Below are 25,506 nucleotides of genomic sequence, written 5' to 3' on the forward strand. Positions count from 1 at the left end.
AGGTGATCACCAACGTCCGAGGCCCCGTGCGCGCGACGGTCATCGCCTCCACGCCGCTGGCCAGGGTCCGGGTTCGAGCGGGCCGATCCAGCCCGAGGCCCGCCCGGTGGGGCCCGAGGAGCGGGCCGGTGAACAGGTCGGCGGAGCGCACGAGGTAGACGGTCTTGCCCTCGACCTCCCCGAGCCCCCCTCCCTTTGGATGGTCAGCGGACGCCTACTTGGCGCGCTGCACGATCTCGAACTCGATGCGGCGGTTGTTCGCCCGGCCCGCGCGAGTGTCGTTGGTGTCGACGGGCTTGTCGGGCCCGAAGCCGTCGGTGGTGATCCGGCTCGCGTCGATGCCGTGCTCGACCAGGTAGGTCTTCACGGACTCGGCGCGGCGCTTGGACAGGTCGACGTTGTGGTCGTGGTCGCCGCGGCTGTCGGTGTGACCGGTGACCTTGATGCGGATGTCCGGGAAGTCCGTGAGCACCTTGACCGCCTTGTCGAGGGTCCTGGTCGAGGACTTGCGGATCTTGTCCGAGTCGGTCTCGAAGGTGATGCCCTTGATCGCGCCGGTGAAGGCCGCGACCTCCTTGGGCACCTCGTCGGCGCAGCCGTCCTCGTCCTGGTAGCCGTTGGCCGTCTCCGGCTCGTCCGGGCACTTGTCGAGCTCGTCGAGGATCCCGTCGCCGTCGCGGTCGGACTCGGGGCAGCCGTCCTCGTCCTTGTAGTCGTTGACCGTCTCGGCCTCGTCCGGGCAGGAGTCCTGGTCGTCCCAGAAGCCGTCGCCGTCGCGGTCGGACTCGGGGCAGCCGTCCTCGTCCTGGTAGTCGTTGACCGTCTCGGCCTCGTTGGGACAGGTGTCCTTGTCGTCGATGAAGCCGTCGCCGTCGGAGTCGGGCTCGGGGCAGCCGTCCTCGTCCTGGTAGTCGTTGACCGTCTCCGGCTCGTCGGGGCAGGAGTCGACGTCGTCGGTCAGGCCGTCGCCGTCGCGGTCGCCCGCGGGCTTGGCCTTCTCGCGGCCCAGGGTCACCGACAGGCCCAGGAGGACCTCCGGGTTGTGGGCGCGGAAGGCCAGGTCGACGGACTGCTTGTGGCTGACGTTGTCGCGGATGTCGAGGCGCAGCATCACGTAGCGGTTGATGTACACCTTGACGCCCGCGCCGAAGTGGAGGATCGGGTCGATGTCGTTGCCGAGCGCCGCGCGCTCACTCGACACGCCCATCCCGCCCGCGCCCAGGACGACGAAGGGGGTGACGCTCCACAGCCCGAGCTGACCCACGAGGTGGCCGCGGACGTGGTAGAGCAGCGCGTTGCCGCCGTCGACGGAGGAGGGCATCACGCCGCCCTCGGCCTCGAGGCCGAAGAAGCGCCCGAGGTTCTGGCCGGGGTAGTAGCCCACGCGCAGGCCGATGTCCGGGGCCAGGGTCGGCAGCTCCTTCCAGCCCTGGAGCTCGCCGAGGTCCAGGGAGGGCTCGAAGATCTCGTGGTTGGGGCTGGGGAAGAACACGCCGCCGTAGATGCCGATCTCGGTCATCCCGCCCTCGGGCTCCCAGCGGTTGATCCACTTCTCGTCGCCGCGGTCCTTGGCCTTCTTGGGCTTGGCCGCGCCGCCGCCGGCGGAGGCGTCACCGCCCGCGTCGGCGTCGCCATCGGCGGACGCGTCACCGTCGGCCGCAGCCGACGCGCCGTCGCCCAGGGACAGGGAGGCCTCGCCCCCGGCCTCGGCCGAGGCGTCGCCATCGGCACCCTCCTCCGGGGCCGCGGAGGCGAAGGGGGAGACCATGAGGATCGGGAGCGCGGAGAGAATGGAGAGTCCGAATGTGCGGAGTTTCATGGTTGCTTGCTCGAGCATGGTGGTGAAGGTGGTGGGCTCGTGGGGCTCACGTCACAGGCAGCTGGACTGCCACGGCCCGTTGCAGGCCGACACCTGCGAGAAGTCGTAGGTGCCGAACTGGCCGCTGGGGTAGGTCCCATCAGCGACGACGAAGTTTGCGACGACCATCGCGTTGGAGGTGTCGGTGATGGTGATCTCGGTCTGCGTCGTGTCGTAGAGCACCTCCACGTCGTAGACCCGGTTGGAGATCCAGCCGTTGGTGGTCGTGTCCTGGGGCTCCATGAGCACGGAGACGTTGGGCGTGTCCGTGCCGCAGGCGAAGTCCGTGTTGGTCCAGTCCTCCTGGCGATCGACGAGCTTGACGGTGATGCCGGGGAGGCCGTCGCAGCCGAACCAGTTTTGGTAGGTCTTCTTCCAGCTCAGCATGTAGAACTGGTCGGCGCTCTGCCAGCCCCACACGAAGCCGATGATGTCGTCATCGTCGGTGGTCTGGACCTCCATGGTCCCGGTGATGCGCACCGACTCGTGGACGATCGGGCAGATGTAGGCCGTCGGGTCCGAGTTGCTCGTCGTGCAGGTCGTGGTCCCGTCCGCCGAGAAGGTGTGCGTGGCCGGGGCGCCGAGGAAGCCGACCGCCTCGCACTCGGCCTCGGGCACGCCGCCGAGGATCCACGACTTGTCGGTGATGTGCACCGTCAGGTCGTCGGTGCCCTGGTTCCCCAGGCCGTCCGTCGCCGTGACCGTGTAGGTCGTGATGTCCGTGGGCATGGCCTCGGGGTCGGGGATGAAGGCGTCGTTGAGGGTGTCGGCCGGGGTCCACTCGTAGGTGTAGTTGCCGTCGCCGCCCACGGCCGTCGCCATGAGCTGGGCGCTCCCGCCGAGGGTGGTGTCGACGCAGCCGGGGACGGCGTCGGGGCAAACCACCCGCGCGGAGTCGCTGTCGTCGCAGTCGTTGCCCGGGGCCACGCCCTCGATCGGGCTGCTCTCGCCCCAGCCGTCGTCGTCCGCGTCCTCCATGCACGCGTTGGGGTCGTCGATCTCGGCCGCGCCCGGGAAGGCCGTGGCGCTCGAGTCGTCGCAGTCCGTCCCGTTTTGCGAGCCGGGGTAGGTCATCTCGGCGTTCATGTCGCCGTAGCCGTCGTCGTCGATGTCGGCGGTGCACAGCTCGGGCTCTTGCTCCGCCGCGCCCGGGTAGACGTCGGGGTTGTCGTCGAGGCAGTCGTTGTCGCCCTCGACGTAGCCCTCGGGCGGCTCCTCGCCGGGGCTCACCTCGACGCAGTTTTGGCCGCCCACGCCGTCTTGGTCGGCGTCCTCGCACCACAGCGTGCAGTTGAACACCTCGGGGTTGGTGTCGTTGCAGTCCGTCCCGGGGATGGTCGTGCCGACCGGGGACGAGTCGCCGTAGTCGTCGTCGTCCTCGTCTTGCATGCACGCGTCGGGGTCGTCGTTCGGCGCCGCGCCCGGGAAGGTGTTCTCGCTGGTGTCGTTGCAGTCCGAGCCGGGCACCGCGTTGGAGTTGCTCGGCATCTCGTCGCCGAAGTCGTCGCCGTCGGCGTCGGTCATGCACGCCTCGGGGTCATCGTTCGGCGCCGCGCCTGGGAAGGTGTTCGCGTCGTCGTCGTCGCAGTCCTCGCCGTTGGACTGCGGCACGCTGCCCGCCGGCGGGTCCTCGCCCGCGGGCACCTCCTCGCAGTCCTCGGGATCGCCGTAGCCGTCCATGTCGTCATCGGCGCAGTAGGTCTCGGCCTCGCCGGTCTCCGTAGAGCCCTGGTCGGCGGTCCCGGTCTCGGTCTCGTCCATGGTGCCCTCGGCCGTCTCGTCGGCCGTCTCGTCCGAGGTCTCCTCGGAGCCGACCTCGTCGGCGTTGCTGCTCGTCGACAGGCACTCCCCCTTCCCGAGGCCATCGTCGAGGCAAGGGTCGCCGCAGGCGGCGACGGACAGGGACAACAAGCAGGCAGAGCCAAGACCAAGGTGACGAAGAATGGTGCGTTTCATGATGAGTACTCGTGATGGCTATCGCTCGTCATCTTACGTGTAGAGCTCCCTCGGACGGATCCAAAAAACTCGCGCGGAGTCGAGCCGAGCGCTCCTGCTCGACTCCGCGCGCGGCCAATTGGCCACGCCAGGGCCCCGCCGCGAGGTCGCCTTGGTCGCCGCGGTGGGGTTGGTCCGGCCAACGGCTCCGAGGCCGACTGACGGAATTTGTCACCGCAACTGCGATCAAAGACTGACCCGGACTGGGGTCATAGCGCCCCCAGCCCGCGTCGGCTTGATTGGGGCCAAGTGCCCCAATAACGATCACTCAATCACGAACACGTGACTGCGTTGATCGGGGATGTCCGCCTGGAAGCCGTCGCTGACCAGCGCGCTCGAAGCCCCGCCAAACACCTCCACGTCCACGCTGCCGCTGCCGTCGAGGACCCGGCGCACCGTGACATCGCCAGATACCCCTGCAGCATCCATCATGTCCTGAGGGAGACGGACCGGCCCGGCGGCGGAGCCTCCAGGGGTGAAATTCGCCACCACCACCATCACCCTCCCCTCGTTCGGGGCAAAGCGAGCGAAGCTATAAAAGCCGTCGGGGCAGTCCCCGAACATGCCGGGGTTGTTGAAGTATTCGAGACCCCAATACCTCCCGCCGAGGGCGGAGTCGTCCTGGCTCAAAGCCAACAGATCGCCATAAAACGAGCGCAGCGCGAGCTCGTCGGGTGTGAGTTGGCCCCCGTCGAAGGCCCCGTCGTTGACCCAGCGCGAGAGCGCCTCGAGGGACCAGTAGTCGAAGATCGACGTGCGCCCGTCCTCTTGACCAAAGCCCTCGGCCCCGCTCCCGGGTTCGCCGACCTCCTGGCCGTTGTAGAACAAGATCGGGCCGTTGCCGAACAGGTAGGCCACCGGCGCGAGCTGGTAGCCGGCCTCCTTGGAGCCGAAGCCCGAGTCGTCCGGGTTGTTGCCGCCGACCACCGGCGAGGCGATGCGCCGCTCGTCGTGGTTCTCGAGGTATTGGGCGTAGCGCGGGCGCTGGTCGTCGTCGAGGGCGAACATCGTCGCGGCGTAGTCCTCCTGGGAGGCCGCGCCCTGGTAGATGCGCTTGAGCGAGTCGTAGCCCGCGTCGTAGTAGACCGAGTCGAAGCCCGCGTCGAGCAGGCCGTCGAGGTTCTCGTAGGCCTCGGCGATGAAGTAGACCTCCGGATCGCGGGCCCGGGCCTCGTCGATGATCCAGGTCCACGCCGGCATGGGCACGAAGTGGGCGAAGTCCGCCCGGAAGCCGTCGACCCCGCGCGCCTGCCAGTAGGCGATGATCGCGTCCATCTTGAGCCAGGTGTCCGGCATCGGATCGTAGTCGGCGACGTCCTGGGTGAAGTCGTAGCCCCAGTTGAGCTTGACCGTCTCGTACCAGTCCGTCTCCGCCGGGCTGGCCGAGGTCTGGTTGTTGCCGGTGACCTTGGCCGAGCTCCCGGGCGAGCCGTCCTCGGGCGCGAAGGCCCCGTCAAAGCTGAAGCCCGGCGGGTTGTAGTAGCCCGGCTTTTGCAGGCTCAGGGACTGGCCGCTCAGGTAGAAAAAATTGTTGCTGGGGTCGAAGAACGCGCCCTGGTCGTCGCCCACGCCGAAGTCGGCGTCGGGCTCGACGACCGAGTGGTAGCTGCGCGCGACGTGGTTGGGGACCAGGTCGATGAGCACGCGCAGCTGGGCGGCGTGCAGGCGATCGACGAGGGCGTCGAACTCCTCGAGGCGCTGGGTCGGGTCGACGGCGTAGTCCGGCGAGACGTCGTAGTAGTCGCGGATGGCGTAGAAAGAACCGGCCCGGCCCTTGACGATGTCCGGGTCGTCCGGGGGCATGTCGTAGCCGGTGTAGTTGGTCAGCGTGGCCTGGCGGAGCACCCCCGTGAGCCACACGTGGGTGAAGCCCAGGTCGACGAGCGCGGAGATGGCCGTGTCGTCGACGTCGTTGAACTTGCCCACGCCGTTCTCCGCCAGCGAGCCGTTCTCCGCCCGGGTCTGGTTGGTGTTGCCGAAGTGGCGGACCACGAGCTGGTAGATGACCGTGCGCTCGCCGATGGGCTCTCCGCCCTCTTCGCCCGTGTCCGACTCGGTCTCCGACTCCGACTCCGTCTCCGTGCCCACGTCGCTCTCGCTCTCGGAGCTGGTGTCGGCCTCGGTCCCCGTCTCGCTGCCGGTCCCCGAGTCGGTGCCCGAGTCGGTGTCGTCCATCGGGAAGCCCGAGGTCGGCATCTCGCCCTCGTCGGTGCCCGTCGTGAACGCGAAGCTCTCGTCGGTGCCCTCGCCGTCGTCGGAGCACGCCGCGAGCCCCAGGGAGGCGGCGAGGATCAGCAGCGGGCCAGGACGCAATTCGAGCCTAGACATCGACCGATGCTAACCGAATTTGGCCGCGCGCAGGCCGGCCCGAACGGCGAGCTCGCGCCGCGCGTCACTCGATGGGCATGAAGCAGCCGATGGTCGTCTCGATGCGGAAGGTCGAGTCCGTCGAGCGCCGCTCGGCGTGGAAGATGTCCATGCTGTAGACGCTGCCCGGGCTCAGGCCCATCTCGTCGAGGTTCGCCGTGCCCGCCTGGGCCGGGTGCAGCCCGCCCAGGTCGATGGCCAGCTTGCCGTCGACGAACATCCACAGGTCGTCGTCCCCGACGAAGGTGAAGGACTGGCCCTCTTCGTAGGTGAACAGCGTGTGGATCTCGGTGGTGAACAGGTAGTTGTGCGGGACGCCCATGGCGTCGGTCAGGCCCTCGTCGCCCCAGCCCATGCCGTCGATGGGATAGAAGGTCTGATCGTCGAACACCCGGATGTCGCCCTCTTCCACGAGCGGCAGCTCGATCTCGAAGCGCTGGTTGACCTGGGGCACGTCGACGTACCACTGGGCGAAGGTCTCGGCCGAGGTGATCTGCGGCGGGTCGGCCTGGAGGCCCGAGTAGACCGGCAGCTCGTCGGGGCCCAGGTCCTCCTCGACCAGGCCCGGGGTCGCCACGTCGGCGCTGTAGGCCTGGAAGTCGGGGTGCTCGACCTTGAAGTCGCGGATCACGGCGATGATGTCCCCGCACTCCCCCGGGATCTCGCCCGAGGACGAGCCCTCGCCCTGGGGCATGTCGAGCTTGCCCTCCTCGGAGCTCGACTCGGTCTCGCTCTCGTCCGTGGACTCGGTGTCGGGGTCGGGGAAGTCGTCCCCGGACAGCTCGTCGGCGCCGATCGTCACCGCCTCGTCGTCCCCGGCCTCTTCGCGCTGGCACCCGAGCGAGGTCGCAGCGAGACCCACGCCCAGGCTCACCCCCAGTCCCAGCATGCGCGCGCGAGCCACCATGCCCCATCGTCGGCCAACTCCCGCGCCCAACGCAAGCCGCGGAATTCCCCGAACGGCGCCGCACAACTGGCTATTGTCTCGGCGTGTTCCTCGACCCCGCGCAGCTCCCGACCCTCCCCGCGAACGTGAGCGCCTACCGGCGCACGCCGAGCTTCGACGAAGGCAGCGTCCCCGCGGGATTGTTGCGCGCGCACGACACCAAGGCCGGCGTGTGGGGGCGCATCGTCGTCGAGTCCGGGGCGCTGATCTACACCATCCTCGAGCCGCAGGCGCAACGCTGGCGGCTCGAGCCGGGCGTCGACGGGGTGATCGAGCCCGAGGTCCGCCACGAGGTCCGGCCCGAGGGCGCGGTCCGTTTCTTCGTCGAGTTTCTGCGGGCCTAGGGCGGGCCTAACAGGTCTCGAGCGTGCTCCCGAGCCAGTCGATGAGCTCGCGGGTGACCTGGTCGCGCTCGCGCTCGTTGATCATCTCGTGGCGCCCCCCGGGGTAGAGGGTCTGCTTCACCCGGGCGTGGCCAGTGGCCCGCAGCCGATCGACGAGGGCGCGCACGTTCTTGCCCTGGGCGCCGACGGGGTCCTGGTCCCCGGCGAACACGTAGATCGGCAGGTCCGCGCGGATCTTCCGGAGCTTGGCGTCGTCGCCCAGCTCGATCAGCCCGCCCAGGAAGTCCACCCACCACTGGTTGGTGACGTCGAAGCCACACCAGGGGTCGGCGACGTACTCGTCGACCTCGGCCTCGTCCTTGGACAGCCAGTCGAAGTCGGTGCGCGCGGGCTTGAAGGCGTTGTTGAACGAGCCGAAGGACAGGAAGGCGAGCAGCTTGCTCTTGCCCCGAGGGCCCTGGCGCAGGCGCTCGAGCTTGGCGACCACGCGCCCGGCCTTTTGCAGCAGGTCGCCGCCGTTGCTCGTGCCCGAGAGCACCGCCACGTCGACCTTGGCCGAGTGCTCGAACAGGTAGGTCAGGGTCATGAACGAGCCCATGCTGTGGCCAAAGAGCACCCGCGGCAGGTCGGGGTGCTGCTCGGCGATGTGGGCCCCGATCGTGCCCAGATCGTCCGCGCAGGCGCGCCAGCTGTCCTCGCCGCCCCAGCCGAGGTTGGCGTCGCCCCCGGCCGACTTGCCGTGGCCGCGGTGGTCGTTGGCGTAGACGACGTAGCCCTCGGCGTTGAGGGCCCGGGCGAGCCGCTCGTAGCGGACGCCGTGCTCCGCCATGCCGTGGGCGATCTGCACCGTCGCTCGGAGCTCGCTGCCCTCGGGCGGGAGCCAGCGGTAGACGAACAGCTCTTGGCCGTCCTTGGCGGTGAGCGTCAGCTCCTCGGTCATGGCCGCAGATATAGCAAGTTCTCGCTCACTCGGCCTGATCAACAGGCTCGGGCTCGGGCTCGGGCTCGGGCTCGGGCTCGTCGCTGTCGAACACCCGGGCGAAGAAGCCGCCCGCCTCGCCCTTGCCGATGTCCCCGGGCTCCTCGGCGGACTCGCCAAATTCTCCGATGCCCGCGATCCGCCGGGCCAGGCGCTTTTTGTAGTCGAGCTGCTGCTGCCGCCCGATCTGGATGCGCTGGGCCTGGGGCGAGCCCGCGCCGTGGAGCGACTCGGTCAGGTAGCCGACGGCGTTGCGGCCGAGGGTCATGTTCTCGATCAGCCGCAGGATCTTCCACCGGTCCTCGACGGAGACCTCCGCCGTGGTCGCCAGGTACTTGCGCAGCAGCGGGCCGACCTCCTCGGACTCGAGGTCGGCGCCCGTGGGCAGGGTCGCCACCAGCCCGCCGGCGAGGTCCTGGGCGAGGCGCCCGAGCTCGAAGGGCAGGCGGGTCACGTGGTGCTTGCACACGTTGGCGAGCATCTCGTCGTTGATGTAGGCCCCCGAGGCCGTGGCCTGGCCCTGGTGCGAGGCCGCGATGCCCGTGGCGTAGATGGTCTCGTTGAGGTGGGTCATCTCGACGAGCTTGTCGCGGATGTGCGAGGCCCGGGGCACCCCGTTTTGCTCGGCGATGGTCGCCGCCGCGCCGATCAGCACGTCCCCGACCCCGCTCTTGCACACGTAAGAGCGCCGGTGATAGCAGGTGAAGCGCTCGACCAAGGTCGCCGCGAACTCGACCTCCCCGTCCATGAACACGCGCTCGGTGGGGATGAACACGTCGTCGAAGATGACCAGGGCCTCCTGCCCGGCGTAGCGCGGGTTGCCGCGGTCGAGGGCCGTGGGCTCGAGGCTGCGGCTGTCGCAGGACTGGCGGCCGTAGACGTAGGTGATGCCCGGCGCGTCGACGGGGATGGCCCCGATGATCGCGTAGTCGCGGTCCTCGGGGCCCAGGCGCATGGTCGGCATGACCACGAGCCAGTGCGAGTTGATGCAGCCGGTCTGGTGGGCCTTGGCCCCGCGGATCACCACGCCGTCCGCGCGGCGCTCGACCACGTGCACGAACAGATCGGGGTCGGCCTGCTGGTGCGGCGCCTTGCCGCGGTCGCCCTTGACGTCGGTCATGGCCCCGCCGATGACCAGGTTGCCCGCCTGAACCAGCTCGATGAAGGCCTCGAGGCGGGCGTGGTAGCCGGTCTGGTGGGCCGCGTCGATGTCGTGGGTGACCGAGTGCAGGGCGTTGAGGGCGTCCATGCCGACGCAGCGCTGGAAGCAGGTCCCCGTCAGCTGGCCCAGGCGGCGCTGCATCTTGTTTTGCAGCACCAGGTCCTCGCGGCTGCGCGCGACGTGCAAGAAGCGACTGACCCGCTCGCCGGAAGAGGGCGAGGTGACGCTGGCCAGCTCGGGCTCGCGCACGGCCAGGTCGTAGGTCTCGGCCACGGCCTGGATCGAGGGTCGAATCACCGGGTGATCGACGGGCTCTTCCACGCGCGCGCCGGCGTAGAACACCCGCAGGCCCCGGCCGCGCAAGCTCGCGATGTAGTCGGCACCGGTGCGCAGGGGGGCGGCGGAGGCTTGGGCTGAACCGTCGGGGGGCGCCATGGTCGGACCATTGTGCGTCCTGCTCACCGCGCGGCCCAGCGCGCTAGCCCGCCGACCGAGGCGCGGAGTTGGCACGAAGTGCCTCCCCTGACCGAGGCGTCCTGGATAAATTCGCCGCCGTCCGGAGATGATGCCCTTACGGTGCCCGCCCGCGATCCAGCCGCGCTCTCAGAGGACTTCGAGGCCCTCTATCGCGCGCACTTCGCCTTCGTCTGGCGATCCCTGAAGCGCCTGGGGGTGCCCCCGGATCAGCTCGACGACGCGACGCAGGACGTGTTCGTGACAGCCCACCGCCGCTTCGGGAGCTGGGAGGGGCGGGCCTCGGCCCGCGCGTGGCTCTACGGCGTCGCCCGGCGCGTGGCCTTCCGCTATCGACGCTCGCAGGCCCGACGAGAGCGCAAGCACGCGGCGCTGCCCCGGCCCGAGCCCCCCGAGTTCGACGCGCAGCTGAGCGACCGCGAGGACCTCGCCCGGGTCGTCTCGGCCCTCGACGCGCTCAGTCCCGAGCGCCGCCAGGTCTACGTGCTCTCGGTGGTCGAGGGGCTCCGCGCCAACGAGATCGCCGACGCCCTCGACTGCAAGGTCCCGACGGTCTACTCGCGCCTGCGCCGGGCCCGGGCGGACCTCGAGCGAGTGCTGAGCCTTGCCCACGAGCCGAGTCAGCCCGCGGCGGAGCACCAGGGTCACGGCGCCAACGATCGGAGTCGACGTGCACGAGCTCGATGAGTTCATCCGCCGAGCCTTGTCGGCTCGCGACGACCCGCCTCCCGAGGCCGAGGCCGAGGTCCTCGCCCGGCTGCGCGCGACCCTGGGACCTCCAGGCCCGCCCGAAGACGGCGGGGGGATCGACGGGACCCAGCCCCCACCGGCCTCCGGAGCTGCCGCCTCGAACTCGGCCGCGCAAGCTTGGTGGGTAGCCAAGAGCGTCGCGGCGACCTTGGCCCTGACGGCCACCGGCTTGCTCGCGCTTCGGGCCGGGGCCGTGGCGAGCCACGCCCTCGCGCCGAGCCCTGCGCCCGTCGCCGAGTCCGCAGGCGAGTCCTCCACCTCGAGCGCGGGCGAGCCCTCGTCCGCCCCTCGACGCGCACAGACTCAGTCGGCGACCCCGCCCCCGACCGAGCTCCCTGCTCGAGCGCCCGCTCCCCTCGTCGAGCCGCGCACTGACACGCCAGACAACGCCCCCGCACACCCGGCCATGCCAAAGGCCCATCCATCCATCGCGCAGGAGCTCGCGCTCCTCGACGAGGCCGAACGGCTCCGCGCCGCCAACCCTGCCCAGGCCCTCGCCAAGCTCGAGGAGCACCGGCGCCGCTTCACGACCGGCGTGCTCGCTCGCGAGCGCGAGAGCCTGCGCGTGAGCTTGCTCTGTCAGCTCGATCGAGCCGCCGACGCAGACGCGGCTCGGCGCGCTTGGGCCTCGGCGAACCCCAGCACGCCGCTCTCGCCCAAAGCCCTCGACGAATGCCCCGGGATGAAAATCGGCGCGGCCGGAGATGAGCCCCGATGAATGCAACGCCTACTCGAACCACTGACTTGCCTGGCCCTGCTCCTCGCTAGCTGCGTCGTCGACGACAAGGAGCTCGGAGATGAAGCCGGGGACGACACCGAGAGCAGCAGCTCGGAAGCCGGGACCAGCGACGCCGAGACCAGCGACGCCGAGACCAGCGACGCCGAGACCAGCGACGCCGAGACCAGCGACGCCGAGACCAGCGACGCCGAGACCAGCACCGGCGACGCCGAGACCGACGGGAGCGAGACCGACAGCGACACCGACAGCGACACCGGAGGTGAGCCCGGCGACCCCCTCGTTTCGGAGGACTTCACCATCTCCGAGCTGCACTTGCTGCAAGAGCGGGCCGCGGGCACCGCGACCTTCAACTTCGTGAGCCTCGGCGACGTGACCCCGAACTCGCCCGCGGAGTGGGAGCGGATCCTCGCGTCAGCCGCCGCCTTCGAGGCCTCCATGGAGAACTTCGTGGAGGAGCCGGTCCTCGACGACTGGGACGATCTGGTGACCCCAGACTTCTACAACTACTGGAACGGGCCGATCGCAGGCTGGCGTACGGTCTCCTCCCAAGATCCCCCCTACTGGGACGGCGAGGGCACGATCCCGACGTGGGCCCCCGCGACGAAGAAGAGCACGGGCAACGGCTTCGTGCCCTGCACCCCCTCCGACAACTACTGGACCTGCCAGGACGCCTTCAAGTACGGCGACGACCTGCTGTCCGCCGCCCTCGTCGCGGCCGTCCAAGAAGACGAGGCGCTGATGGACGACGTCCGCCGCGTGCTGCTGCGTCAGACGGACGTCTCCCGGGCCCCCGGCGTCGACTTCTCGAACCGGAGCCGGTGGGGGATCGGGGACCAAGCGCAGGGGCTCGGCGGCGGCCAGCAGGTGTCCAGCACCAACCCCTTCTTCTTCACCTCGCTGTGGGTCGTCAAGATCGCCAAGGCCTACGACTACACCCGCAACCGCGCGGTCGAAGGGCAAGTGATCGACAACCCGGTGTACACGGCGCAGGAGCGCGCGCAGATCGAGGCCTGGCTGTTCGAGGCCGGGCTGTACTTCCGCGACGCGATCGAACAATTCCTGCTCGAGGAGATCTCGATCTTTGACAGCCTCGACGCGCGCATCGCCGGGACCCCGAACGCGAACATCGACAACCCCCCCTACGACGACTTCTCGTTGTGGGACGGCGGGCCGTTCGCTACCTACGGTCAGCTCCAGACCCAAAACCGCATCACGGACTCGGCGATGTCGGTGTGCGTGATCGGCTGGATGCTCGAGGACGAGGTGCTGATCCGGGACTGCAAGCTGTTCTTCGAGGAGGTCATCCGCTACAACCTCCGCCCCGACGGCACCATGGGCGACTACTACCGCGGGGGCAACAACGGCGAGACGGGGCAGCACTACGTGAGCGGCCAGCTCGGCCACCTCGTCGAGATCGCCGACCTGTTCGCTCGTCACGGCGACCCTTCGCTCTACGAGTACTCGACCTCCGAGGGCTCCAACCACCCGCAGCACCCCGAGTCGAGCACGGTCGGGGGTCCCAAGAGCTTGCTGACCGCGCTGCTGCTCACGGCCAAGCTCAACCGACCGGAGGGCTACGAGGGTCGCCACAAGCAAGGCCAGCTGATCAACGGTGACACGGGCGGCCCCGGCCGGCGCTACCTCCAGCACTTCCTGGTCTGGGCGCGCGCGAACACCTACTACCGCAACGCCGAGCTCGCGGCGCTCCTCGACGGAGACGCGGACATGGGCTTTCGCCCCTTGCAGCCGCCGAACGAGGTGTTCAACAACGGCTACGTCGTCGACACGACGCGGGGCACCTTCGCGGCCAGCCCCGGCGAGCTGTTCCTCCACGGCAAGAAGAGCGACTGTGCGGTCGACCTGTTCCCCTACCCGGGGCTGACCGCGCCGCCTTGCCTGTAGCGCGTCGCGGGCTCGAGACCTGGCTCGAGGCCCGCTGAGCCGAGCCCTGTCCCTCGTGCCGATCACCGGGGGACCGGGCGCGGCGGCCCGCCTCCGAGACACGAGAGCGCATGAGCGACGTGATGCCAGATGGCATATGGCGCCCAGCTGACTGCTCCATGTAGACATTGAATCCCTTTGCCCAATCGTCACAAAGGCACGGATCGCCGGCCTGCGCCTGCGAGTCGGGCGAGGCGACGGCGCCCTCGCCCGCGAGCGACGGCTGCTGCAACTCGACACGGGTTCGCTATAACGACCTGGCGGTGCCCCCCCGACCCAACCTCAGCTCGAGCTTCGTGCGCCCCTGGTGGTGGGCGCAGCTCGGGCTGTGGCTCGCGCTGGTCGTGCTCGCGCCTGCGTCGGCATCTGCGGGGCCTCCCGCCGAGCCAGGCGCGGGCTGGTCCCTCGCCTGGGAGGCGGGGGGCTCTTGCCCCAGCCAGGGCGAGCTCGCGGCGATGATCGCCGCCTACCTGCCCGAGCTGGAGGAGCCGCGACCGGCGGACGCGGACGCGGCGATCCGCGCCCGGGCCGAAGTCACCGAGGACGAGGGCGGCTGGACCGTGGACCTGGAGCTCGAAGGGCTCCAAGGGCTCCAGTCGCCGCTTCGGCGGATCTTCTCGGCCCCCGAGTGCGACGAGCTCGCGGCGGCCGCGGCCCTGATCATCGCGGTCAGCCTCGAGCCCCTCGCCGTCTCGCGTCGCGTCGGGCTGCACGCGCCAGCCGAGCCAGCCGAGCCCGCGCCAGCCCCCGATCCGGCCCCGAGCACAGCGAGCGGAGGCCCCGCGACCGCCCCCGAGCGCGACGAAGTCGAGCAGCAACGGCCTGCCCCCTCGAGCTCCCCCCAAAGATCCAACGCGAGCTCGAGGCCCACCTCGAGCTCGCGCCGCGAGCGGCCGCGCGTCGGCGCGGGCGTCCGCGGCGGGGCGGGCTGGGGGCCGACCCCTGCGGTCTACGCCCACGCGGGGGCGAGCGTCGGCGTGTTCGGCCGGGGCTGGGCCTGGCGGCTCGACGGCGGCGCCTGGCTGCCACGGCGAACCCTCCTGGACGACGGCCGAGCGGCGCGCATCCACGGATGGTGGCTGGGCAGCGCAGGCTGCTGGTTGCCGAGGGCGGGGGTGGTCACGCTCCCGCTGTGCGCGGGCCTCGAGCTCGGCCAAGCCATCGGCCGCGGCCTGTCCCCGACCCCAAACCCTCGGCGAGAGACCCTCCCTTGGGTCGCGCTCGTCCCGAGCGTCGGGTTGCGCTGGCAGGCGCTCGACCGGCTCACCCTCGTCGCTGGGGTCGAGGTCCCCGCGGGCCTCGTGCGCGCGCGCTTTCGGATCGGCGGCGAGCCGCTCGCGCCCCTGACCGCCGCGGCCGTCCGCGCCTCGCTGGGGCTCGACCTCACCTTTTGAAGGGCCGCCGCCGCGCGCCAGCCCTCACTGCGGGACCAGGATCATGCTCGTGCGCGCGGGCAGGTCGACGCTGGTCCCCGAGACCACCTGGCCGCTGAGCAGGTCGACCCAGCTGCCCCCGGGCAGCCCGCCCGCGCTCCGGTTGCCGTCGGCGCGGTTGAGCGCGACCACGACCATGTCGTTGGCGTAGCTCATCTCGTAGACCAGGGTGTCCTGGTCCGCGCTCAGGGTCGTCCGCGAGCCCCGGCGCAGCGCCGTCTGCTCGGCGCGGATCGTCGTGAGCTGCTCGAGGTGATCCCGCAGCCCTTGCTGCCCCGAGCTGTAGCCCGACCACTGCATGAAGCGGCGGTTGTCCGGGTCGCCGCCGCCGGGCATGCCGTACTCGTCGCCGTAGTAGATGAGCGGCGCGCCGGGGATGGTGAAGATCAGCGTGAAGCCCAGGGCCAGGCGCTCGAAGGGCGCCTCGTTGCCCGGGAGCGGGATGTTGGTCCACGCCATGTCCTTGCCGTCGGTCCACGCGTTGTCCCACAGCGGGATGTCCTCGGCGAGGTGCACCACCCGCGGGATGTCATGGTTGCCGATGAAGGTGCTCATGATCCCCGCGCCGTAGTAGTCGTCGTTGGAGTCCATGAAGCCGGCGAGCTCGGACATGCTGCCCTGGCGCATGATCAGCTTGCTGGCCAGCTCCATGCGCAGGGGGAAGTCGAACTGCCCGTCGAGCATGCTCGGCTGGACGTAGTAGGCGATGGTGTCGCGGTCGCCGTCGAAGGTCTCGCCGACCATGTAAAAGTGCTCGCCGGTCATCGGCTCGATCTCGGCGGCCACCCGCGCGCGCATGTCGATGAGCCAGCTGTCCTCGATGTGCTTGACGGCGTCGAGGCGGAAGCCGTCGACCCCGGTGTCGAGGATCCACTGGGTCGCGTTGTCCACGGAGAAGGCCCGGGCCTCGGCGTTGGTGAAGTTGAAGTCGGGCAGGTAGCCGGTGAACCAGCACCGCCGGCCCTGGTCGCCGCCCCACGAGCAGCCCTCGCCGCACACGCAGTTGCCGCCCTCGCCGTTGTCGTTGGGCCAAAACCACTCGGGGTGGTCGGCGTAGACCGGCGCGGTGTCGTGGACGTGGTTCATCGCGTAGTCGATGATCACCTTGATGTCGCGCTCGTGGGCCGCGTCGACGAGCTGCTGGAGCTCGGCGAGGGTGCCGAAGTGCTCCTCGGTGGCGTCGAGGTTCTGCGGCCAGTAGGCGTGGTAGGCCGAGTAGAAGTAGCCGTCGTTGCCCTGGCCGCTGACGTTGGTGTTGTCGAGGGGCACGGACAGCCACAGGGTGTTGACCCCGAGCTCGCCGAAGTAGCCCTCCTCGATCTTGGCCGTGACCCCGGCCCAGTCGCCGCCTTGCCAGTCGGCGAGGGCCTCGACGCCGATCGGCCCGTCGTTGCCCGGGTCGCCGTTGTTGAAGCGGTCGACGAACACGAAGTAGATGACCGAGTCGCGCCAGTCGAAGTCGCCGATCAGCCCGGGGTCGCAGGTCCAGTCCTCGCAGGTCTGGCCGTCGAGCACGGAGTTGAAGCCCCCGAAGCCGTCCTCGACTTGGTTGGGGTTGTCGGGGTCGGGGATGTACTGGGCGCCGTCGTCGATCTTGAACTTGTAGAGCACCGGCGTGTCCCAGGGGACGTCGGCGGTCACCCGCCAGGTGCCCCCGTCCAGGCCCATGCCCAGGCCGACGTCCCAGCCCGAGGGCGAAAAATCGCCGATCAGCGTGACGTTTCCGTAGCCCTGATCGAGGAGGCTGAACTCGTGGGGGCAGCGCTTGTTCTCGTCGGCGCACTCGGGCGGGCCGGTGGTCTCGCTGCTGGTGTCCTCGCCGGCATCGCCCCCGCCCGTGCCTGTGGTGCTGCCCCCGTCGCCGCCCTGGTCGGGGTCGAAGGTGTCCCCGGCCGTGGGCGGGTTGCCGAACTCGTCGTCGGAGCCCAGGTCGTCGATGCTGCACGCGCTCGCCCCCAGGGCAGCGCTCGCCACCGCAGCGAGCGCCCACGCGCGCGCTCGACCGGTCGTCGTCCCCATCCAAGCCAAGGTAGACACGGCGCGAGCATAGCAGCCCGGCCCGCCCCTTCGATGAGCCGCGTCACCCTGCGGGCGCTCCCGGAACAATCGGAGTTCGCGCCCCTGAGCAGTCTCTGAAGAAAGACCGCCGACGTCCGGAGAACTGCCCTGCCCTGCTCGGATCAGCTCGGCTCGGGTCGACCGGAGTCCGGGGCGCTGCCCGCAGCGAGCATCGTCGGCCCGAGCATGGCGTGGCTGCGCATGAACTCCCGCATGACCGGCCACGAGCTCGCCAGGTAGTCGAAGCGGCCGTACTTCATGCCCCGCAGCACGCTGCCCAGGAGCTGGCTCTCGTCGGCGACGCGGTAGCGGTCGCCGGCGAGCTGGGCCAGGGCCAGGGCGCGCAGGAGATCGAGCTGACGCATCAGCGTGCCGACGATGGCGTCCTCGATGGCCGCCGAGCGCCGGTCGAGCATGTCGATGAGCTCCCGCCAGCGCTCGCCGCGAGCGAGCACGAAGGCCTCGGCCACGAACCACACCGGGGCCCTGGCGAAGTTGCGCCGCCGCCCGGCCTCGAGCCGCCGCCCGGCCTCGCCCAGGTCGCCCTCGAGGGCGGAGGCGATGACCAGGAACGCGTGGATCTCCGGCGCGATGTTGGCCAGACCCTGGCGCTTGTCCCAGCCGCTGTCGACCACCGCGGCCAGGCGCTCCTTGGCCGCCCGGTGCTCCCCGCGGCGCATCGCCGTCAGACCCCAAAAGTAGGTCGCCTGGGCGCGCAGCTCGGGCGGCCCCGACGACTCGGCGAGGGCCCCCAGCTCGGCGTTGGCGACCTCGAAGTTGCCCGCGCTAAAGGCCTTGTGCCCGCGCTGCATCAGGCCGTGGGCCTGGCGGCGGATCGCGGTGATGCGCACCTGGGCGCCGAGGATCATGACCACCGCGAGGATCGAGAACACGGCCAGCACCGCGCTGCCCGAGCCGACCACGCCGACCAGGCCCGCGACGCCGACGCTCAGCGCCATCCACACCACGATCAGCGGCGGGACCTTGAGGGTCGGGCCGGGCAGATCCAGCGCGGCAGACTTGGGCTCGGGTTGAGGCGCGAGCGCGGTGGTCGTCGCGCCGCCCGGCGTGACCTCGCCGTCGGGGCTGCGCTGCTCCGCGCTGCCCGACCCAGGCTGGCTCTGCGCTGCCTCGCTCACCGCCGGGGATGCTACTGCCCCAGCCCGGCTCCGACCAGGGAGCAAGCCGAGGACCGCGCCAGGCAGGCCTTGGGCCGCGAGCCACGTGCTACGGTGGCGCCCCGTGGAAGATCCAGGTCGGCGTCCCCGTGACCCTGCCGAGCTCGCCCGAGCCTGGACGGCCGCCCGCCGGGCCCTGTCCGAGGGGGTGGCCTTCCTCGACGCCGAGGGCCGCGTCGTCGACTGCGACGCGCGCTTCGCCGAGCTGCTCCGGGCCCTGGTCCCCGGCGCGCCCTCGGCCGACGCGCTCACCGGGCGCCCCCTCGCCGAGCTCCTCCACCGCCCCGAGTTCAGCCCGATCCACCGCCACCTGTCGAGCCCGCCGCGCTCGGCCGAGAGCGAAGCCTTCCTGCTCGCCGGGCGCGGCTTCGCGGTCCGCCTCGTCGCCTGGGACCACCCCCGCCCCGAGCGCGCCGTGGTCCTCGAGCGGCTCCACGCCGCCGACCTCGAAGACGACGCCGACGAGCTCCGCGACCAGCTGGCGATGCGCGACGAGCTCCTGGCCGCGCAGCAGCTGCTGATCACCGCGCTCGTCGCCCCGATCATCCCGGTGTTCGACGGTCTGGTCGCCGTGCCCTTCGTCGGCGCCCTCGAGGACGAGAGCCTCGAGCGCATCATCGAGCGCCTCTCGGACACCGTGTCCCTGGGCTCGGCGCGCACCGTCGTCCTCGACCTCACGGGCGTCACCCAGACCGACGACAGCGCGGGCGACGGGCTGTCTCGCCTGCACCGGACCCTGTCCATGCTCGGGGCCGAGCTCGTGCTCACCGGCGTGGGGGCGGAGCTGGCCGAGATCTTGTGCGACGCCGAGCTGCCCGCGCTGACGATCCGCAAGAGCCTCGAGGCCGCGCTCCGGGCTCACCTCCAGCGCGCGTCGAAGATCCAGCCCCCCGGGCCGTCGGCCGTGATCTCGAAGCCCACGTCTCGGGCCCCGCCGGCCTCCGCCGCCGCCCGAAAGGACGACGCGTAGCCCCGGCTCAGCAGCGGGCTCCAGTGGTGCGGCGGCCCGCGCATCGCCAGCTTCCCGCCCTTGCGCCCGATCTTGCCCACGGGCGCCAGCGTCGTGCCGGTGTGGAACACATCCCAGCGCGCGCTCGCCTGGGTGACGATCTGCTTGGGGCTCAAGACCTTGAACAGCACGCGGTAGGCCAGCGAGGTGAACAGCGCGTAGTTGGTCCGGTGGACGTGCTCGAGGTAGGCCTCCTCACCGCCGAGGACGTCGAAGGCCACGTAGGTGATGAGCGCGTGGCAGACCACCTCCGGGACCCACGCGCTCGACTTCGGCGGGCGGTGAAAGAGCGCGGCGATCGGCTCGGGCAGGTCGGGGGAGAGCGTGAACGCGGGCAGGCCACCGAGGTACGCGCGCACCGTCGCGCCCTTCATGCCGCACTCCGGGTAGGAGTCGAGGCCCTCGGGCAGCGGGGCGAGGTAGGCCTCCACGGCCTCGAGGCCCGCGCTCATGCCCGGCGCTCTCCCTCGCGGTAGGCCGCGGGCGTGGTCCCGTACCAGCGGCGAAAGGCGCGGAAGAACGACGCCTGCTCGACGTAACCCAGCAGATAGCCGATCTCGGTGAGGCTCAGCGCCGGATCGGCGAGGTAGCCCCGCGCCAGGGCCTTGCGCGTGCTCTCGACGAGCTCGCCAAAGCCCGCGCCCTCGTCCGCCAGGTGCCGCTGCAAGGTCCGACGGCCAAAGCCGAGCCGCTTGGCGACCGCCTCCGCGCTCGGGGTGCCCGTCGGCAGGAGGTCGCGGATCGCCAGCGCGACCTGGCGAGACAGGGCCTTCGCCTCCGCCGGCGGAGACGCGCGCTCGAGCACCGCCCGGAAGTACGCGGCCAGCTCACCGTCTGCGCTCGCCACGGGTGCCGCGAGGACGCTCGCGTCGAGGGCCACGGCCGCCTGCGGACAGCCGAGTTCGAGGGTCGTCCCCGCGAAGCCCTCCACCGCCTCGCGCTGCTCGGGGGGCACCCGCGCGCGCCGACTCTGCAGGCGGATCGCGGGCAGCGACTTCGCGGTCCCGTCGCGCAGCAGCTGGAGCGCGATGAGCAGCGTGTACTCGCTGATCAGCTGGCTCCCGAGGCTCGGGTCCTCGCGGGTCTCTCGCAGCCAAAACTGCCCCTCGACCACCTCGGTCGCATAGCTCGCCGTGCGGTTGGTGAGGTGCTGGTAGCGCTGGTGGCACTGCATCGCCTCGCCGATGGTCGCCACCGTCTTGCAGGCCAGACCCACCACCCCGAGGCTCGAGAGCGTGTGCCGCTTCGCCGCCGCGACCACGAAGGCGCCGTAGTTCGGCTTGGCGAGCATCAGCTCCATGTGGCGGTAGGTCGAGGCCCCGCTCACGAAGGCGTCCGGCGTCTCGAGCTGCGCGCGGGTCCAGCCGGTGGCGGCTTCGACTTCGGCCTCGCTGACCCCCCGCGCGAGGGACTCCTCGAAGGCAGGGCACACGTTGGTGGCCGCGATGTCATGCTCGGACAGCAGAAAGTCAGCTTCGGACACTGCGCACGACGGCGTCAAGCAACACCCTGGGCCCATGCATCGCCTGGCTCTCGTCCTGATCTCGATCGTCATGGTCGCGTGCGCCTCCGCGCCCGCTTCCCTGTCACCCGCCGACCGCGCGCGACTCACCGAGCTGGCCGAACCCGTGGGCACCCACGTCTACGATGGCAGCGTCGTCCCCATGGGCGCCGACGCCCCCGCCTTTCGCTACGAGCGCTGGGTCCGAGGCGAGGGCGAATCCAAACAGTCGACCCACGCCACCTACGACGCGAGCGGAGCCCTCGTCGTCGTTCAGCGCGCCAGCCATGACGACCAGTACCGGCTGCGCCGCTTCGAAGAAGTGCACGATCAAACCGGCGCCGTGAACACCGTCGAGGTCGACGACGACGGCTCCCTGCACTTCACCCGTCGCCGCGGTGGGCAACTCGAGACCGCCAGCGAAGGACCCGGGGCGCCGGTGGTCGTCGGGCCGACCTTGTTTGGCTTCGTCCGGCGGCACCTCGACCAGCTCGTGGATGGCGAGGTCATCGAGGTCCGCTTCGCCGCGGCCGATCGGGGCAAGAGCTACGCCTTCGAGCTCAGCTGCGCGAACGCGGACGGCTCGATCGTACGCTTCGCCCCCAAGAGCGCGCTCGTCTGCCTCGCCATCGCGCCGATGTTCATCACCTTCGAGGGCGCCGGCCTGCTCCGCTACGAGGGCCGCGTGCCCCCTCGACTCGACGGCGACGCCGTCGACGCCGTCGTCGACTACACCATGCTCACCGAGCGCTACCGCTGAGCCTGCACGAGCACCCGGGAGCTGCGCGGGCCGAGGGTGAGCTGCGTCGAGCCCTCGCCGAGCTCGACCTCGAAGTCCGCGTCGAGGGCGTCGACGTAGCGGCCCGCCGGGACCGAGCCGCCGGGCAGGGTCAGGCTCTGGTCCGCGTCCGCCCGCGACAGCAGCACGATCGCCACACCTGCGCCCAAAGTCGTGTCCGGGTCGGCCTCGAAGCGCGCGTAGGCGTAGGTGTCCGCGCCCACGAGCAGGGTCTCGCGGAAGCTCGAGCGCAGCGCGGGCGTGGCTCGGCGCAGCTGCCCCAGGGCCCGCGCGTGCGCCAGGAGCTGCTGGCGCGCGGGCGAGAGGGTCGCGGGGTCGGGCATCACCCGACGACAGTCCGGATCGTTGGCCCCCGCCAGGCCCAGCTCGTCGCCGTAGTAGATCACCGGCATCCCCGGCAGGGTCATCTGCAGCGTCCAGCCCAGGGCCGCCCGCTCGAGCACCGCCGCCGACTCGGCGTCCGCGCCCTCGGGCTGCGAGGCCGGCTCGTCCCAGGGATCGCCGAGGTGATCGCCGACCAGGGAGGAGACAAAGCGCGGCGTGTCGTGGTTGCCGAGCATGCGCGCGAGCAGAGCCCCCGAGCCCTCGAGCGCCGCGTCCTCCTCGTCCAAGAGCGCGTCGAGGCTGGCGAAGCCCTCGGCCCCCGAGAGCGTCGCCCGCAGGCTCCACATCAGGGGGAAGTCGAACACGCTGTCGAGGCCCTGGGGGCCCAGGTAGTAGCGCAGCCCGTCGATGCCTCCGGTCCCGCCGCCGGTGAACACCTCGCCGACGAGGAGGCGATCGCTCCCGGGCGCGGCCGAGCTGCGCAGCAGGTCCGCGACCCGCCGCGAGGCCGCCCGGGGCATCATCGACACGGCGTCGATGCGCAGCCCGTCAACGTCGAACTCGTCGACCCACCAGGCGATCTCGGCCATGGAGAAGTCCATGGCCTCGGGCTTCTCGAGGCGCAGGTCGGGCAGGTAGGGCGCGAACCAGCAGGTCTCTTGGTAGTCGGACCAGGGACAGGTCGGCGTCCCGCACACGCACTCCTCGGTGTGCCCGTGGGTGTTGAACCACCCCGCCGCGCTGGCCGAGGGCACGACCGCGTGGTCCTCGTAGACATGGTTGGGGATCACGTCGAGGACGACCCCGAGGCCCTCGCCGTGGGCCAGGTCGATGAGCTCGCGCAGCGCCGGCTCTCCACCGATGCGCCCGTCGACGGTCCGCGACTCGAGCACCCAGTAGCCGTGGTAGCTGGAGTAGAGCCGCCCGTCCGTGCCGAGGCGATCGGCGTCGGGGTTGAGGTAGACCGGCGAGAGCCACAGCGCGCTGACCCCCAGCTGAGCCAGCGAGCCGTCCTCGATCGCCGCGCGCACCCCATCGAGGGTCCCGCCGGCCCGCGACGCCGGGGTCTCCGGGGCGTCGAGGTAGGCCCCGCCCGGGCCGCGGAAGCGATCGGTCACCACCTGATAGAGGATCCCGTCGGACCACCGCGCGGCGATGGGGTCGACGAACACCGAGACCTCCGCCGAGGCCTCGCGCCCCGCCGCGTCGGCGGCCGTGAGCGCGACGCGATGACGCCCGCGCCCCAAACCCTCGACGCTCGCCTGCAAATTTCCAGTGGCCGCCGAGGGCTGAATCCATTCGAGGCCAGGGCTCCCGCCCAAGGACGCAGGCGCGAGCATCTCACCGTCGCGCGCCGTCAAAAATTGCGCGTCGATGTGCACCACCTCACCCTCCACGGCCACCGCTTCGACGGCGAGCGCCGGCTCGCCGCAGTCGGCAACGCGCGCGAGCGAGACCTCGAGCTCGTCCCCCGCGCGGAAGGTCGTCAGCGGGTTGAGGGCGTCGACGCGGGCGGCTCCATCCTCGACGACGAGGTAGCCGTAATCTCCCGCTGGGAGCTCGATCCCGGCGACATACCAGCCGCTGTCGCGCGCCTCGAGGGCTCGCCCCGGGGCCGCCCAGTCGTCCCAGCTGCCGACCACCCGCAGCTCCCCAGCGCCGCCGCCTTGAGGCTGCGCCCAGACCACCAAGCGACAGTCCCGCGCGGGCGGCCCCTCGTGCTCCGCGGCACACGACCCGCTCGACGCGACGATCATCAGCGCGGCGCACCACCGCGTCATCACCCCGTCGAGAGCCCGCCTCACCGCCTCAGCCTAGCTCGAAATCCATGCGAAGTTGGAGCGCCCTGGGGTAAGGTTCCGGCGGTGTCGAATACGGGCAATGCCACATTCCATCTGCGGCCCCTGGCCGCGGGCTGCCCCCCGCTGCGTTCCAGCAAGATCATCAGTGTGGGCGTGGGTCTGGCGCTGGCGCTGGGCCCCGCGCTGGCGAGCACGGCCCTGGCCGCGCCCCCGCCTGCGCCGCCCGAAGAAGAGAATGCAGGCGATGGATCCGGCGATGGCTCCGACGCAGCCACCGACGCGCAGCTCGAGGCCATCCAAGCGCGCCTCGACGCGCTCGAGCGCGAGGTCGATGCCCTCCGCGGCGAGCGAGACGAGGCCCGCGCGGCCCTCGAGCGCGTGGAGGCGGAGGTCGCCGAAACTCAGACCGAGGCCGAGCGCGCCGCGGCGGAGCAGGCCGAGGCCCTCGAAGCCCTCGAGGCGCCCGAGACCGCCGAGGCCACGCCGGTCGGCAGCGTGTCCGACGGCCAGGACCAGCCCAACTACGCCGACGGCTTTCACTTTGGCTCCTACGGCCGCGTCGTCGCGGCCGGGGACCTGCGCGGCCGACCGGGGCGCGACGGGGACATCGTCGCCCGGGGCTCGCGCTTCGACGAGTCGACCTACGCCGAGCTCGAGATGCGCCGCGAGGACTACTGGGAGGTCACGGACTCCTACACGCGCATCGTGACCACCGTCGCCTTCGCCCACCCGATCTTCCACTACGACGGGCAGTTCGACGCCAAGCTCGCGGTCCGCAACCTCTACATCGAGGAGCTCGACCTGGGCGCCAAGGGCCTGAGCTTCTGGGCCGGCTCGCGCATGTACCGGGGCGACGACATCTACGTCCTCGACTGGTGGCCCCTCGACAACCTCAACACCGTCGGCGGCGGCCTGGGCTACCAGTTCAAAGGCGGCACCTTCCTCAAGGTCCACGGCGGCCTGCAGCAGCCCAACGATCCCTTCTTCGTCCAGAACGCCGACCGCCCCCTGCCCCTGGACCAGCCCGGCTCCGCGACCGTCGACATCCTCAACCGGCAAAAATTCGTGTCCAGCTACAAGCTCGGCCACGTGTTCGGCGTGGGCGAGACCGGCGGGGTCAAGCTGGTCGCCTACGGCGAGACCCACCACGTGCGCGCCGGCCAGCGCGAGGTCGACTACCGCGAGTACGAGGACCTGCCCGACGACCACGGCTTCGTCGCCGGCGGCGAGGTCAGCCTGTTCACCGGCGAGCGCTCGACCCACATCAACTTGTGGGTGCGCCACGCCTGGAACCTCGCGGCCTACGGCGACCTCCAGTCCCCGCGCCAGCTCGCGCCCGACGGCACCACCCAGGGCGCCCGCGAGCTGATCATCGCGCTCGGCGGCAACTACGAGAAGAAATGGTTCGGGCTCATGGGCGGGGCCTACTTCCGGCGCTTTCGCAACGCCAGCCCCGACCTCGACTACGCCGACCTCAACGAGGGCATCGTGCTGCTCCGCCCCCAGGCCTGGTTCGGCCAGGTCGGCGGCGTCGCCCTCGAGGGCTCCTACCAGCTCCAGCGCCGCGGCGTGCTGACCGGCCTCGACATCGGCGAGCAAAGCGGCCCCATCACCGGCGGGCTCGGCCGCGTCGGCGTGATGCCCTTTTGGGCCCCGGGCGGCCGGGGCTCCTACGCGCGCCCGCACATCCGCGCCATGTACATGCTCTCGGTGCGCGACGCTGGCGCGCGCTCCCTCTACCCCCAAGACCACGTGCTGAGCCTGCGCCCCGTCGACCACTTCTTCGGCTTCGGCGCCGAGTGGTGGTTCGGCAGCACGAGCTACTTCCGCGACTAAAGGAGCCACGG

Annotated in this window: 19 protein-coding genes; 8 read left to right on the plus strand and 11 right to left on the minus strand. The window is 70.8% G+C overall.

Translation table 11 applies throughout. The features are described 5' to 3' along the window. Positions 1-214 precede the first annotated feature (214 nt). From PPSIR1_RS44315 to PPSIR1_RS30555, 4 genes are all read right to left on the minus strand, one after another. On the minus strand, positions 215-1,768 hold the full coding sequence (locus tag PPSIR1_RS44315) for an OmpA family protein (RefSeq protein ID WP_006975091.1): 1,554 nt from the start codon (positions 1,766-1,768) through the stop codon (positions 215-217). 102 nt (positions 1,769-1,870) lie between these two features. Beyond that, on the minus strand, positions 1,871-3,766 hold the full coding sequence (locus PPSIR1_RS30545; RefSeq protein WP_006975092.1) for a hypothetical protein: 1,896 nt from the start codon (positions 3,764-3,766) through the stop codon (positions 1,871-1,873). 351 nt (positions 3,767-4,117) lie between these two features. After that, complete coding sequence (locus PPSIR1_RS30550; RefSeq protein WP_157596132.1) at positions 4,118-6,181, minus strand: alpha-amylase family protein; 2,064 nt, start codon at positions 6,179-6,181, stop codon at positions 4,118-4,120. Between the two features lie 64 nt (positions 6,182-6,245). Beyond that, entirely contained in the window at positions 6,246-7,109 is an 864-nt protein-coding gene (locus PPSIR1_RS30555) for a fibro-slime domain-containing protein (protein ID WP_157596133.1), read from the minus strand. A gap of 101 nt (positions 7,110-7,210) precedes the next feature. Here PPSIR1_RS30555 and PPSIR1_RS30560 point away from each other — a divergent pair, with 101 nt between their 5' ends. Next, positions 7,211-7,510 carry a TehB family protein gene (locus PPSIR1_RS30560; protein ID WP_006975095.1) on the plus strand — a complete coding sequence of 100 codons (300 nt, stop codon included), beginning with the start codon at positions 7,211-7,213 and terminating at the stop codon, positions 7,508-7,510. 7 nt (positions 7,511-7,517) lie between these two features. Here the strand turns inward: PPSIR1_RS30560 and PPSIR1_RS30565 are convergent, their stop codons facing one another. Beyond that, positions 7,518-8,450 (minus strand): alpha/beta hydrolase, encoded by a 933-nt coding sequence (locus tag PPSIR1_RS30565; RefSeq protein WP_006975096.1) that lies wholly within the window; start codon positions 8,448-8,450, stop codon positions 7,518-7,520. Positions 8,451-8,475: 25 nt separating this feature from the next. Continuing rightward, positions 8,476-10,086 (minus strand): 4-hydroxyphenylacetate 3-hydroxylase family protein, encoded by a 1,611-nt coding sequence (locus PPSIR1_RS30570; RefSeq protein ID WP_006975097.1) that lies wholly within the window; start codon positions 10,084-10,086, stop codon positions 8,476-8,478. A gap of 141 nt (positions 10,087-10,227) precedes the next feature. Here PPSIR1_RS30570 and PPSIR1_RS30575 point away from each other — a divergent pair, with 141 nt between their 5' ends. The 4 genes from PPSIR1_RS30575 to PPSIR1_RS30590 all read left to right on the plus strand — a co-directional run bounded on the left by PPSIR1_RS30575 (position 10,228) and on the right by PPSIR1_RS30590 (position 14,949). After that, positions 10,228-10,812, plus strand: a complete 585-nt coding sequence (locus tag PPSIR1_RS30575; RefSeq protein WP_006975098.1) for an RNA polymerase sigma factor — start codon at positions 10,228-10,230, stop codon at positions 10,810-10,812. Further along, complete coding sequence (locus PPSIR1_RS30580; protein ID WP_006975099.1) at positions 10,796-11,593, plus strand: hypothetical protein; 798 nt, start codon at positions 10,796-10,798, stop codon at positions 11,591-11,593. Before PPSIR1_RS30575 ends, PPSIR1_RS30580 begins: the two co-directional genes overlap by 17 nt. Beyond that, positions 11,594-13,516 (plus strand): hypothetical protein, encoded by a 1,923-nt coding sequence (locus PPSIR1_RS30585; protein WP_006975100.1) that lies wholly within the window; start codon positions 11,594-11,596, stop codon positions 13,514-13,516. A 302-nt stretch (positions 13,517-13,818) separates the two neighbouring features. Then, the gene (locus PPSIR1_RS30590) at positions 13,819-14,949 is read left to right on the plus strand and encodes a hypothetical protein (protein WP_006975101.1); all 1,131 of its coding nucleotides are present in this window, start codon (positions 13,819-13,821) and stop codon (positions 14,947-14,949) included. Between the two features lie 24 nt (positions 14,950-14,973). Here the strand turns inward: PPSIR1_RS30590 and PPSIR1_RS30595 are convergent, their stop codons facing one another. Together PPSIR1_RS30595 and PPSIR1_RS30600 are read right to left on the minus strand one after the other, a co-directional pair. After that, a complete protein-coding gene (locus PPSIR1_RS30595) occupies positions 14,974-17,025 on the minus strand; it encodes an alpha-amylase family glycosyl hydrolase (RefSeq protein WP_157596134.1) in 2,052 nt (683 codons plus the stop codon). Between the two features lie 143 nt (positions 17,026-17,168). After that, positions 17,169-18,185, minus strand: a complete 1,017-nt coding sequence (locus tag PPSIR1_RS30600; RefSeq protein WP_006975103.1) for a hypothetical protein — start codon at positions 18,183-18,185, stop codon at positions 17,169-17,171. 103 nt (positions 18,186-18,288) lie between these two features. Here PPSIR1_RS30600 and PPSIR1_RS30605 point away from each other — a divergent pair, with 103 nt between their 5' ends. After that, entirely contained in the window at positions 18,289-19,194 is a 906-nt protein-coding gene (locus tag PPSIR1_RS30605; RefSeq protein ID WP_157596135.1) for an STAS domain-containing protein, read from the plus strand. Here the strand turns inward: PPSIR1_RS30605 and PPSIR1_RS30610 are convergent. Together PPSIR1_RS30610 and PPSIR1_RS30615 are read right to left on the minus strand one after the other, a co-directional pair. Further along, positions 19,083-19,685 (minus strand): hypothetical protein, encoded by a 603-nt coding sequence (locus tag PPSIR1_RS30610; RefSeq protein ID WP_045117086.1) that lies wholly within the window; start codon positions 19,683-19,685, stop codon positions 19,083-19,085. The genes PPSIR1_RS30605 and PPSIR1_RS30610 overlap by 112 nt on opposite strands. After that, positions 19,682-20,716, minus strand: a complete 1,035-nt coding sequence (locus PPSIR1_RS30615; RefSeq protein WP_006975105.1) for a helix-turn-helix transcriptional regulator — start codon at positions 20,714-20,716, stop codon at positions 19,682-19,684. The genes PPSIR1_RS30610 and PPSIR1_RS30615 overlap by 4 nt, the downstream gene beginning before the upstream one ends. A 34-nt stretch (positions 20,717-20,750) precedes the next feature. Here PPSIR1_RS30615 and PPSIR1_RS30620 point away from each other — a divergent pair, with 34 nt between their 5' ends. After that, the gene (locus PPSIR1_RS30620) at positions 20,751-21,494 is read left to right on the plus strand and encodes a hypothetical protein (protein WP_006975106.1); all 744 of its coding nucleotides are present in this window, start codon (positions 20,751-20,753) and stop codon (positions 21,492-21,494) included. On the opposite strand, the gene PPSIR1_RS30625 is transcribed toward PPSIR1_RS30620, so the two are convergent. Further along, positions 21,485-23,662, minus strand: coding sequence for an alpha-amylase family glycosyl hydrolase (locus PPSIR1_RS30625; RefSeq protein ID WP_157596136.1), 2,178 nt, complete (start codon positions 23,660-23,662; stop codon positions 21,485-21,487). The two genes, PPSIR1_RS30620 and PPSIR1_RS30625, sit on opposite strands and share 10 nt — an antisense overlap. A 150-nt stretch (positions 23,663-23,812) precedes the next feature. Here PPSIR1_RS30625 and PPSIR1_RS30630 point away from each other — a divergent pair, with 150 nt between their 5' ends. Further along, positions 23,813-25,495 (plus strand): carbohydrate porin, encoded by a 1,683-nt coding sequence (locus PPSIR1_RS30630; RefSeq protein ID WP_006975108.1) that lies wholly within the window; start codon positions 23,813-23,815, stop codon positions 25,493-25,495. Positions 25,496-25,506 lie beyond the last annotated feature (11 nt).

The organism is Plesiocystis pacifica SIR-1 (assembly GCF_000170895.1).
Taxonomy (GTDB): domain Bacteria; phylum Myxococcota_A; class Polyangia; order Nannocystales; family Nannocystaceae; genus Plesiocystis; species Plesiocystis pacifica.